Below are 11,213 nucleotides of genomic sequence, written 5' to 3'. Positions count from 1 at the left end.
TCCCCACTGCCCGGCCTCACCCACGCCAAACCGGGCGCGGCCATGACCCCGCTGCCCGGTATCTCGGCGCAGGTTGTCGACGAGGACGGCAACCCCGTCCACCTGGGCGAGACCGAAGCCAACGGCTACCTCGTGCTCGACCAGCCGTGGCCATCGATGCTGCGCGGCATCTGGGGCGACATGGACCGCTACCGCGCCACCTACTGGGAACGCTTCGCCGAACAAGGCTTCTACTTCGCCGGTGACGGCGCCAAACTCGACACCGACGGCGACCTGTGGGTACTCGGCCGCGTCGACGACGTCATGAACGTCTCCGGCCACCGCATCTCCACCGCCGAAGTCGAATCCGCCCTCGTCGGCCACTCCGGCGTCGCCGAGGCCGCCGTGGTCGGCGCGAGCGACGCCACCACCGGCCAAGGCATCGTCGCCTTCGTCATCCTCACCGCCGAGGCCACCGACACCGGCGAAGACCTGATCACCGAACTGAAAACCGAAGTCGCCCGCGAGATCAGCCCCATCGCCCGGCCCCGCGAGATCCACATCGTCCCCGAACTGCCCAAAACCCGCAGCGGCAAGATCATGCGCCGCCTCCTGCGCGACGTCGCCGAAGGACGCGAACTCGGCGACACCTCCACCCTCGTCGACCCGAAAGTATTCGAAGCCATCGCCCGCGGGTAACCACCCAGGGAGCGGCGGACCCGGCCACGAACAGATGAGGGGGTCCGGGTCCGCCGCTCATGCTGATGCCATTCGTGTTGAGCCACAGGGGAACACGGTCTCCGCGACAGAACATCCATCGCCGCAGGGTGTTCGGCCACATCGCCTACGCGACACGGCCGGGATCCCCGATTGAACCGCATGGTCGCCCTTTCCGTGGACAAGACGAAAGCGGTGCCGGTAGAGGACCGAATACCGCGATCGCTCGACGGCAGGCATCCCGCCCGCCGCGGTTGGCGAGGAGCGCGACACATGACATTCGACGAACAGGTCCACACCCGGCGCAATGTGGTCATCGCGGGAGCAGGCGCCGTCGCGGCCGCTGCGGCGCTCGCCGCGTGCGCCACCGACGCGAAAGACGATGCGTCGCCCGCGGCGGACCCCGCCCCGGATGGCCGCTCCGCCGCCGCGGACGTGCTCGCCAAGACGACCGACATCCCGGTCGGCGGTGGTGTGATCCTCGGCGACACCGTGGTGACCCAACCCACCGCGGGCGCCTTCGTAGGACTGTCCGCGATCTGCACGCACGCGGGTTGCAAAGTCGTCAGGGTGTCCGGCGGCACCGTCGACTGCGCCTGCCACGGCAGCAAGTTCCATCTGGACGGCTCGGTCGCGAACGGACCGGCCGCGAGCCCACTCGCCGCGAGAAGTATTCGAGTCGAAGGGGATTCGATTATCGCCGGGTGAGTTCGCCGGCTCGGCTCACGATCCGCCGAACTGCTCGGCCATCCGCCGGTCCATCTCCTCGGGCGGCACGTCCTCGACATGGGTGGCGACGGTCCAGCGGTGTCCCCACGGGTCCTCGAAGGCGCCGCTGCGATCGCCGTAGAACTGGTTGGTCATGGGCGTGAGTTCCTTGGCGCCCGCGGCCAGCGCGGTGGCGAACGCGGCGTCGGCGTCCTCGACGTACACGTAGAGGTTGACCGGGGTGCCGCCGACCGTCTTCGGGTCGAGGAAGTCCATATCGGGCGCCGGGTCGCCGAGCATGACGACGGAATCGCCGAACATCAGTTCGCAGTGCGCGATCTTGCCCTCCGGGCCGGGCATGCGCATGCGCTCGGTGGCGCCGAAAACGTTCTTGTAGAACTCGACCGCCGCCGCCGCGCCGTCGATGGCCAGCCCGGGCGAGACCACCGGATATCCCTCCGGAACAGGTTTGACATCAGACATGGTTGACCTCCGGTCGAGGCATGGTGTCGGACCTTGTCGAGCCTATTCCCGCCGACCGCCGCGTCAGGCCGGATCGTCGGAAATCAAGGGCCCGCGACGCCCTTCAGCCGACGCACCTGCGCCGCGGTCAGCGCGCTGAGCACACCGGGGTCCACCGCCTCCGGCGCGGTCACCGCGACCTGCACCAGTGTGCTGCCGACCTGCACGATCGCCACCGACGAGCCGAGCGTCAGACCGTCGCTGGTGGTGCGCACCTGGAACGCGGCCACCGCATCGCCCGCGGGCGGCTGAGCGAGCCCGCCGATCCGGTACTCCACCGCGATATCGGTGGCGTCGGCACCCGAGTAGTGCGCGCAGCGGCGCAGTATTTCCTGCACGGCCGAAAACGCGCCCGGCACCGCGTCGCGCGGATAAGCCGCCGCGTCGATATCGATGCTGGAGAAATTCGGCCCCGCATATTGCGTGGACGCCTGCGCGAGCGCGCCGGGCTGTTGCGCGCCCAGCGGCGTGAGCACTTTCGCGCATTCCGCCGGATTCGTGGGCGAGGCGTCGGCGGACGCCATTCCCGCATCGGCGCGCGGCGGCAGGGCGGTGAAGCCGGACGGCAGGTCGGCGTCGCCGAGCAATTGATCGCGCAACCGGCCGGAGTCGGTCTCGGGTGCGACCGTTACCGGGGCGGCGGCGACCACGGGGCCCAGTGGCGGCAGCTCGGGTGATGCGGCGGCGGGTTCCGGTGCACCGCAGCCCGCTGCGAGCACGACGGACGCGGCCGCGGTCAGCAGGCCGCACGCGCGGGTCACTCGGTCCACGACACCTGCGTATCGATCGTCTGCCGCAGCGTGCTGGCGCTGCGCGGATCACGGTAGGCCTGGTGCCCGCCGACGGTGATGGACCCGGCCACGGGCAGCGGCAGGCCGAGATCGACCGTGATGGTGCCAGCGCCCTGCATGACGTAGTCGCGGATGTCCAGGGTGCCCGCGTTGTTCGGCAGGTTCCACACCAGCGACTTCGGCTTCTGCGTGACGTGCAGTTCGATGGTGAGCCGGTCGCCGTCGCGCTCGGTCAGCGTCGCGGTGGTCACCTGGTCGAGCAGAACGCCGCCGTTCACCTCCTGCCGCACGGTCCACACCGCGCCCTCGCCGACGGGCTGGTCGGGGAACGCGATCGAACGGTAGACGGCCTGGTAGAACGCCTGCTCCAGAGCGGCGCGCGCCGTGTTGGACGTGTCCGGCGCCGGTTCGAGCCGCAACGCGGTGATCGCGCCGAGATCGGTGAGGTCGAAGCCCGCGTGCGAGCCGCCGATCTTGGTGAGCGCCTTGGACAGCGTCGGATCCGGGGAGGTGACCGAGCCGAGGGTCAGATCGATGCCCTCGGAGGTGGTCTGCGCGGTCATCGGAATGGTCAGCGCGGGGGTGGAGAAATCGCGCTTCGGCTGCTCGTCGAGCTGCTGTTCGATGTGGTGCGCGGTGTAGAGCGTGACCCGCTGCACCGTGCCGGCCGGGTAGTCCGGCCGCAGCAGCGAACGCGGCTCCTCCCCGGCCGAGACCACCGTGGTCACCGCAGCCGGAATGGGCACGGTCACTTCCTTGCGGAGGCCGAGGGGCTCGGTGCCGTCGATCTCGCCGCGCGATTCGACGCTGTCGGCGCAACCGACGCCGAAGGCGGAAAGCCCGACCGCGAGGACCATGAGCAGCACACCCGAGCGCGCGGTCCGCGGAAGGTGGGGGTGGTAAGACAACACCGTCACGAGCAACAGGGTACGACCGCTTCCTGAGTGTCAGCTGGGACATCGAAAGGGCGTGCCGTCCGGACCCGAACCGGACGGCCGGGCCGGGGCAATCGGACGCGCGCACCGGTCGTGATTGCGCTCGAGAGATGATGGTCGGCGTGAGTGACGACCGGCCGCCCGAGGAAACCCAGACGAACATCGCCGATCCGATGACGACGATCCCGCCGCAGCGGCTGCGGACGCTACTCGTCATCGCCGCGGTTCTCCTCGGCCTGGATCTGCTCACCAAGACCCTCGCGGTCGCGAACCTGACGCCCGGCGACCCGGTGCCGATCATCGGCGACTTCGCGCGCCTGACCCTGGTGCGCAATCCGGGCGCGGCGTTCTCCATGGCCACCGGCATGACCTGGCTGCTGACCCTGGTCGCGGCCGCCGTCGTGATCGGCGTGGTGCGCATCGGCCGCACCCTGCGCTCGCTGTGGTGGGCGATCGGCCTGGGCATGGTGCTCGGCGGCGCGCTCGGCAACCTGGTGGACCGGTTGTTCCGCGCGCCGGGCCCGCTGCAGGGGCACGTGGTCGATTTCGTCGCGATCGGCTGGTGGCCGGTGTTCAACGTGGCCGACTCCGCCATCGTGTGCGGGGCGATCCTGCTCGTGGTCCTCACCGTGTTCGGCTTCGAGCCGAACGGCACGCGTGTCGGTCAGGGCAAAACGGACGGCGCGAGCGAGGGCAGCGCGGCATGAGGGAGACCAGGACCATGCCCGTCCCCGACGGGCTCGACGGCATGCGCGTGGACGCGGGCCTGTCCCGTTTGCTCGGCCTGTCCCGCACCGCCGTGGCCGCGCTGGCCGAGGAAGGATCGGTGCAGCTCGACGGCGTCGCCGCGGGCAAGTCCGACCGGCTCACCGCGGGAGCGTGGCTCGAGGTGGTGTTCCCGGAACCCAAGCGGGAGCTGACCATCGAGGCCGAACCCGTGGAGGGCATGAAGATCCTCTACGCCGACGACGACATCGTCGCGGTGGACAAGCCGGTCGGCGTGGCCGCGCATACCGGCGTCGGCTGGAGCGGGCCGACCGTGGTGGGCGGGCTGGCCGCGGCGGGCTACCGGATCTCCACCTCCGGCGCCCACGAACGGCAGGGCATCGTGCACCGCCTCGACGTCGGCACCTCCGGGGTGATGGTGGTCGCCCAGTCCGAGCACGCGTACACGGTGCTCAAACGCGCGTTCAAGCAGCGCACCGTGGACAAGCGGTATCACGCGGTGGTCCAAGGGCATCCGGACCCCAGCAGCGGCACCATCGACGCGCCGATCGGCCGGGCGCGCGGCAACGACTGGAAGTTCGCCGTCACCGCCGACGGACGCCCGAGCATCACGCACTACGACACGATCGAGGCGTTCCCGTCGGCCAGCCTGCTGGACATCCATCTGGAAACCGGCCGTACCCATCAGATCCGGGTGCATTTCTCGGCGATCCGCCACCCCTGCTGCGGCGATCTCACCTACGGCGCGGACCCGCGCCTGGCCGAGCGACTCGGGCTGCAACGCCAGTGGCTGCACGCCAGGTCGCTGGGTTTCCAGCATCCCGCCGACGGCCGCTACCTGGAGATCACCAGCGAATACCCGGACGACCTGGAACACGCCCTGGACGTTCTGCGTCATGCCTGACCGCCGGGTGCCGCGATGGCGCGGGTCCGCCCTCGCCGCCTCGGCAGTCGTGCTCATCGCACTGATCCTCGCCTTGGGCGTGCTGAATCCGCCACGGCAGGAGGGAGTGTCCACCGACCGGCTCGGGCCGGATTACGGCGAGCAGGTCGCGGACTACCTCTCCCGCGCCGAGGATTCGCTGGCCGGTGACGACGACGCACAGCACTGGGCGCTCGTGTCGTTCACCGAACCCGTGGTCCCGGAGGAGATTCCGGCGCACAGCGGCGGGATGCGTATCGCCCAGGTGCTGTATCGGGTGCCGATCCCGCGCGTGCAGACCCCGCTGGTGGCCGTGCCCGTGCCGCACGATGTCGGGGCGGCGGTCGATTCGGCGCAGTACGCGGCATGGCTGCTGCCCCGTCCCGCCGACGATCGCTCCGCTCGGGTCGCCGCCGTCTCTGCGGCGCGCCTGCGGGACGGCTGCGCTTGCGTGGTCGGATTGGTCGTCCGCGGTCGGCTCACCGAATTGCGGAACCTGGCCGAGCAGACCGGTATCCGCGCCGTCCAGGCGCTTCCCGCCGACGCCGTGGCGGGCAGCTTCGCGGTCATCCCGCTGCTGCCCGACTACCGCGACGTCATCGTGCCCGGTCCCAACGACGGTCCGGTCCCGGACCGCTGAGCGACCGAGCCCGAGAAGCCGCGCCGCAATGCGGGTGAATCGACCTGCTCGTCGCCCGCGGTCGGCTCCGGATTCCGCGAACCTGCCGTGCGGAACAGCGATCCGCTCGTCCAGGTATTTCCGGCCGACGCGGTGACAGACAGCATCACGGTCGACGCCCCACGTCACCTCGGGCACCGAACATCCGGCCACATGGGCGAGGTCGCGACCAGTGCTGTTCAGTCCGGCAGCGTAACGACCCCGTCGAGGTAGCGCTGGCACCGGCCGAACAGCAGCACCCGGTCGTCGGCCAGCTCGCAGCGCAGGCTGCCGCCGCGGCGCGACAGCTGCCTGGCCTGCAATTCGGTGCGGCCGAGCTGCTCGCTCCACAGCGGAACCAATTGGGCGTGCGCGGATCCGGTCACCGGATCTTCCGGGACGCCTACCCCAGGAGCGAAGACCCGGGAGACGAAGTCGACCGAGTCACCGGGCGCGGTGACGATCGCGGCGCGCGGCAGCGCGGGGAACGCCGACAGCACCGGCGCGGCGTCGCGCACCTCCTGTTCGGTAGCCACCACGATCACCTCGTCGGTGCCGGAGTAGGCGCGCACGGGACGCACCCCGAGCGCGGCGACGAGCGCCGGATCGGGCCGCACCGGAATGCTCGGCACGCTGGGCAGGTCGAGGACGAACTCGTCGTCGTCGGTGCGGTCGACGTGCAGCCAGCCGCTGCGGGTGTAGAAGCTGACCCGGTCCTCGCCGGGGTGCATATCGACCAGGATCTGCGCGGCGCTGGCCAAGGTGGCGTGTCCGCACAGGGCAACCTCCACTCTCGGGGTGAACCAGCGGAGGTGGAAGGCGGGCCAGTCGCCCGGCGGCATACCCGCCTCGGGAGGTAAGTGCGGGGTGTAGAACGCGGTTTCGGCGAGGTTGTTCTCCTCGGCCAGCTGTTGCAGCAACGCATCCGGCAGCCACGACGGGAGCGGCATCACCGCGGCCGGGTTGCCCGAGAACGGTGCGTCGGCGAACGCGTCGATCTGGTGCAGCAGTACCTCCATATCCGAGAAGGTACTCCAACCCTGAATGCCCGCCTCGCACAAGGCTTCTCGCAAAACTGAACCGTCGACGCCTCACTAACCCCCGCCCGCCGCGGGAGACACCGCTCCGGCAGGCTCACAGCACCGTCCGGCACGAGTCCTCCGAGCACCGCAGCCCTGGCAAAACAACCGCACCTGACCGATTCACACAGACCCAGCCCCGTCCGGTGCAAACCTCACGAGCGCCCCAGCGTTGGCAAAACAATCACACCTAGCCGATTCACGCAGACCCAGCCCCGTCAGGTGCAAGTCTTACGAGCGCCCCAGCGCTGGCAATGCAAACGAACCTGCCGATTCACGCAGACTCAGCCCCGCCGGGTGCGAGTCTTACGAGCACCGTTCGCGGCCCGTCTCGCGTCCGAGTGACCGAAGCGCATGCGCCGCAGGCGCGAGTCTCGGTCACTCGGACGCGAGACTCCCCGGGGCCGCGAACACGCAGCGCCGCAGGCGCTGCAAATCAAACAGAGCCCGGTGAGCTCGGGAGCAGTTGCGGCTTGTCTCCCAGCATCGCCGCGCTCACCCACCACGCGGCCTCTACGAGCACTATGCCGACGACGCCGCAGGCCACCGCCGCGCCGGTGAGCGCGAGGTTGGAGGGGTCGAGTTTGAAGAACTCGCGGGTGAACGGAACGGTGAACAGGAAGACGTATGCCGCCACCGACACCGCGATCAGCACGACCTTCCACCACACGTACGGCCGCGCCACGATGGCGAGCACCCACACCGCGATCATGATCAGCGTGATCAGCGCGGTGGTGCCCGCCTGGACCTTCTGCTGTTCGCTCGCCTGCGGTCCCGCGTAGGCGATCAGGTAGGCGATGAAGGTGGCCACGCCGATCACGACGCCCGACGGGATGGCCAACCGCATGACCCGCCGGACGAAACCGGTGCGGGCACGCTCGTTGTTGGGCGCGAGCGAGAGGATGAACGCGGGGATGCCGATGGTGAACCAGGCCGCGATCGTCACGTGCCGCGGCAGGAACGGATAGCCGATCGGCTCGTAGTCGAAGATCTGCGAGCCGACCCCGGCCACGCCGACCAGGAACGCGAGCAGCACCGAGTAGACGGTCTTGGTGAGGAACAGGTTCGAGACCCGCTCGATGTTGCCGATCACCCGGCGGCCCTCGCCGACGACGTAGGGCAGGGTGGCGAACTTGTTGTCCAGCAGCACGATCTGCGCCACCGCCCTGGTGGCCGGGCTGCCCGAGCCCATCGCCACGCCGATATCCGAATCCTTCAGCGCGAGCACGTCGTTCACGCCGTCGCCGGTCATCGCCACGGTGTGCCCGCGCGATTGCAGGGCCGCCACCATGGCGCGCTTCTGATCCGGGCGCACCCGGCCGAAGGTGGTGTTGCCGTCCAGCACGTCGGCCAGTCCGTCGCGGTCCTCCGGCAGCTCCCGCGCGTCGATCGGGTGGTCGCCGCCCGGCAGGTCGAGCGAGGAGGCCACCGCGCCGACCGACACGGCGTTGTCGCCGGAGATCACCTTGATCGAGACATTCTGACCGGCGAAGTAATCGAGCGTGTGGCGGGCGTCGGGCCGGACCTTCTGCTCCAGCACGACCAGGGCCGCGGGCCGCACGGCGCCGGGGGCGTCCGGCGCGTCCACCGGACGGTCGCCGCGGGCCAGCAGCAGCACACGCAGACCGGAGGCGCCGAGTTCCTCGGCGACGCGCGCGTCCGCGGAGTCCGGGTCGAGCAGCACGTCCGGCGCACCGAGCAGCCAGTCGCCGTGCTCGCCGTAGGAGCAGCCGCTCCACTTCTTGGCCGAGGAGAACGGCGCGACGGCGGTGCGTCGCCAGCCGGGCCCGTCCGGCAGGGCTTCGGCGATCGCCTGCACGCTCGCGTTCGGGCGCGGGTCGTCGGCGGCCAGTGCGGCCAGGGCGGTGCGGACCTCCGCGTCGTCGAAAGTGTTCAGCGTCTTCAGGTCCGACAGCCGCATGCCGTTCTCGGTCAGCGTACCGGTCTTGTCCGCGCACACCACGTCGACGCGGGCCAGCCCCTCGATGGCGGGCAACTCCTGGACCAGGCACTTGCGCCGGCCCAGCCGCACCACGCCGACCGCGAACGCGATCGAGGTCATCAGCACCAGGCCCTCGGGGACCATGGGCACCAGCGCGGCGACCATGCCGGTGACCGCGGGCCGCCACGACTCCCCGCTGGAGACCAGCTGGTTGTAGATGCTCAGCAGTCCCGCGGGGATGAGCAGGTAGGTGATGAACCTCAGGATCTTGTCGATGCCGGTGCGCAACTCGGAGTGCACCAGGGTGAATTTGCTCGCCTCCTCGGCCAGCCGGGCCGCGTAGGCATCCCGGCCGACCTTGGTGGCGCGATAGGCGCCGGACCCGGAGACCACGAAGCTGCCGGACATCACCGCGGCGCCGACCGTCTTGTCGATCGGATCCGCCTCGCCGGTGAGCAGCGATTCGTCCACCTCCAGCTGCGCGGCCTCCTCCACCGTGCCGTCCACCACGATCTGGTCGCCGGGGCCGAGTTCGATCAGGTCGTCGAGCACCACCTCGCGCGGCGCGATCTCGATGGACGTGCCGTCCCGGCGCACGGTGGGCTTGGCCTGCCCGACGATGGCCAGCCGGTCGAGGGTGCGTTTGGCGCGGATCTCCTGGATGATGCCGACCGCGCTGTTGGCGATGATCAGCAGGCCGAACATGCCGTCGATGATCGATCCGGTGGCCATGACCAGGACGAACAGGACGCCGAGGATCGCGTTGATCCGGGTGAAGACGTTCGCGCGCACGATGTCGCGCACCGAGCGGCTGGCACGATCCGGTACGTCGTTGGTCAGGCCGTCGCGACGGCGTTGCTCGACCTCTGCCGTGGTGAGTCCGGTGGCCGCCACTGCTTGCGCGGTAATCGACATGACCGCAAGGCTACGGGACAACTACGTTCGTCTCGTGCGGCGAAGCAGGTCCATCCCCGGTGTAGTGTTCGGCACCAGCGCGTTCTTCCTCTGGGGACTGTTCCCCGCCTTCTTCGGCTTGCTGGCGTTCGCCGGCGCGGGCGAGGTGGTGGCACAGCGGATCGTGTGGACGCTCGTCGTGGTGCTCGCGGTACTCGCGGCCGGCGGGCGGCTGGGCGAGCTGCGCGGCATCGGCGGACGGACCTGGCGGCTGGCGGCCGTCGCCTCGGCCGCGATCGCGCTCAACTGGGGCGTGTACGTCTACGGCGTCACCTCCGGCCACATCGTGGAGTGCGCGCTCGGGTACTTCGTCAACCCGCTGGTCACCGTCGCGTTCGGGGTGGTGATCTTCCGCGAGCGGCTCACCGGGCCGCAGTGGGCCGCGCTCGCCCTCGGCGCCGCGGCGGTGGCCGTGCTCACCGTCGACTACGGCAGGCCGCCGATCATCGCCCTGACGCTGGCCTGTTCTTTCGCCACCTACGGTCTGGTGAAGAAAGTGATCCCGCTGGACGCGCTGCGCGGCATCGCCGCCGAGGGCATGGTCTCCGCGCCGTTCGCGCTGGCGTTCGCGATCGGGCTCGCGGTCACCGGGCGCAGCGAATTCGCCTCCAGCCCCGGTCATCTCGCGCTGATGATGGCGACCGGACCGGTCACCCTCGTCCCGCTGCTGCTGTTCGCCGTGGCGGCCCAGCGGGTCGCGCTGTCCACCATGGGCTTGCTGCAATACCTCACGCCCGCCTTACAGATGACCTGGGGCGTCGCCGTCGCGCACGAGCCGATGCCCGCCTCCCGCTGGGCCGGTTTCGCGCTGATCTGGGCCGCGCTGGCGATCTTCACCACCGAGGCGCTGCTGCGTTCCCGCCGCCTCCGGCACGCGCCGCGTGACGTCACCACCGAACCCACAAGCCCATGAGTGGCACATAACCCGTGCGGCGAGCCGCATTCGACGGCATCTCGCCGGCTGACCGAAGCGAATGGTTCCAACCCACTGAATGCATCGGACCCGGAGACATCGGCCCGCAGGTTGTCGACATACCAGCTGGCGCAGCGGTTCCAGCCACTGGATGTGGACGAGACCGTCGCGGAACACTGGGCACTGCTGGTGTCACGTCTGCGTGCCGCTGGACGCACAGTGCCGATCAATGACAGCTGGATCGCGGCCACCGCCCTGGCATATGGCATACCGATCGCGACCCAGGACGGGGACTACGACGCGATGCCCGACCTACAGGTAATCAAACTGTGAAGTAGTGTCGGAATTGGTGGCGAACGTGTCGGAT

At 69.8% G+C, this 11,213-nt stretch carries 11 protein-coding genes and 1 pseudogene; 7 read left to right on the top strand and 5 right to left on the bottom strand.

The window, feature by feature from the left end; translation table 11 throughout:
- Both ON34_RS09420 and ON34_RS09415 read left to right on the top strand, forming a co-directional pair.
- Window positions 1–678 (top strand): AMP-binding enzyme (locus ON34_RS09420; protein WP_157172239.1); only part of this gene is annotated, 678 nt, incomplete at its 5' end.
- A gap of 291 nt (window positions 679–969) precedes the next feature.
- Window positions 970–1,404 carry a QcrA and Rieske domain-containing protein gene (locus ON34_RS09415; protein WP_083889257.1) on the top strand — a complete coding sequence of 145 codons (435 nt, stop codon included), beginning with the start codon at window positions 970–972 and terminating at the stop codon, window positions 1,402–1,404.
- A 15-nt stretch (window positions 1,405–1,419) separates the two neighbouring features.
- Here ON34_RS09415 and ON34_RS09410 read toward each other — a convergent pair whose 3' ends face one another.
- The 3 genes from ON34_RS09410 to ON34_RS09400 all read right to left on the bottom strand — a co-directional run bounded on the left by ON34_RS09410 (window position 1,420) and on the right by ON34_RS09400 (window position 3,640).
- Window positions 1,420–1,887 carry a VOC family protein gene (locus ON34_RS09410; RefSeq protein ID WP_040776928.1) on the bottom strand — a complete coding sequence of 156 codons (468 nt, stop codon included), beginning with the start codon at window positions 1,885–1,887 and terminating at the stop codon, window positions 1,420–1,422.
- 83 nt (window positions 1,888–1,970) lie between these two features.
- Window positions 1,971–2,696, bottom strand: coding sequence for a sensor domain-containing protein (locus tag ON34_RS09405; protein WP_040776926.1), 726 nt, complete (start codon window positions 2,694–2,696; stop codon window positions 1,971–1,973).
- Complete coding sequence (locus ON34_RS09400) at window positions 2,684–3,640, bottom strand: hypothetical protein (RefSeq protein ID WP_444543829.1); 957 nt, start codon at window positions 3,638–3,640, stop codon at window positions 2,684–2,686. Before ON34_RS09400 ends, ON34_RS09405 begins: the two co-directional genes overlap by 13 nt.
- A gap of 134 nt (window positions 3,641–3,774) precedes the next feature.
- Between ON34_RS09400 and lspA the strand changes: the two genes are divergently transcribed.
- From lspA to ON34_RS09385, 3 genes are read left to right on the top strand one after another with little or no spacing between them, the layout of a single operon-like run.
- The gene (lspA, locus tag ON34_RS09395; RefSeq protein WP_373291892.1) at window positions 3,775–4,359 is read left to right on the top strand and encodes a signal peptidase II; all 585 of its coding nucleotides are present in this window, start codon (window positions 3,775–3,777) and stop codon (window positions 4,357–4,359) included.
- On the top strand, window positions 4,356–5,282 hold the full coding sequence (locus tag ON34_RS09390; RefSeq protein ID WP_040776923.1) for an RluA family pseudouridine synthase: 927 nt from the start codon (window positions 4,356–4,358) through the stop codon (window positions 5,280–5,282). The genes lspA and ON34_RS09390 overlap by 4 nt, the downstream gene beginning before the upstream one ends.
- Window positions 5,275–5,940, top strand: coding sequence for a hypothetical protein (locus ON34_RS09385; protein WP_051022305.1), 666 nt, complete (start codon window positions 5,275–5,277; stop codon window positions 5,938–5,940). Before ON34_RS09390 ends, ON34_RS09385 begins: the two co-directional genes overlap by 8 nt.
- Before the next feature lie 218 nt (window positions 5,941–6,158).
- Here ON34_RS09385 and ON34_RS09380 read toward each other — a convergent pair whose 3' ends face one another.
- Window positions 6,159–6,977 carry a PhzF family phenazine biosynthesis protein gene (locus ON34_RS09380; RefSeq protein ID WP_040776919.1) on the bottom strand — a complete coding sequence of 273 codons (819 nt, stop codon included), beginning with the start codon at window positions 6,975–6,977 and terminating at the stop codon, window positions 6,159–6,161.
- A gap of 496 nt (window positions 6,978–7,473) precedes the next feature.
- Window positions 7,474–9,894: an HAD-IC family P-type ATPase gene (locus ON34_RS09375; RefSeq protein WP_040776916.1), complete on the bottom strand. Its 2,421-nt coding sequence runs from the start codon at window positions 9,892–9,894 to the stop codon at window positions 7,474–7,476.
- Here ON34_RS09375 and rarD point away from each other — a divergent pair.
- On the top strand, window positions 9,893–10,846 hold the full coding sequence (gene rarD, locus ON34_RS09370; RefSeq protein ID WP_169333854.1) for an EamA family transporter RarD: 954 nt from the start codon (window positions 9,893–9,895) through the stop codon (window positions 10,844–10,846). The two genes, ON34_RS09375 and rarD, sit on opposite strands and share 2 nt — an antisense overlap.
- Before the next feature lie 75 nt (window positions 10,847–10,921).
- Window positions 10,922–11,179: pseudogene (locus ON34_RS09365) on the top strand (PIN domain-containing protein); the annotation flags it as partial.
- Window positions 11,180–11,213 lie beyond the last annotated feature (34 nt).

It is taken from the genome of Nocardia pneumoniae NBRC 100136, from assembly GCF_000308755.1.
Lineage (GTDB): Bacteria > Actinomycetota > Actinomycetes > Mycobacteriales > Mycobacteriaceae > Nocardia > Nocardia pneumoniae.
The sequence above is the reverse complement of the archived record's forward strand: the minus strand, read 5'-3'. Positions and strand labels throughout refer to the sequence as shown.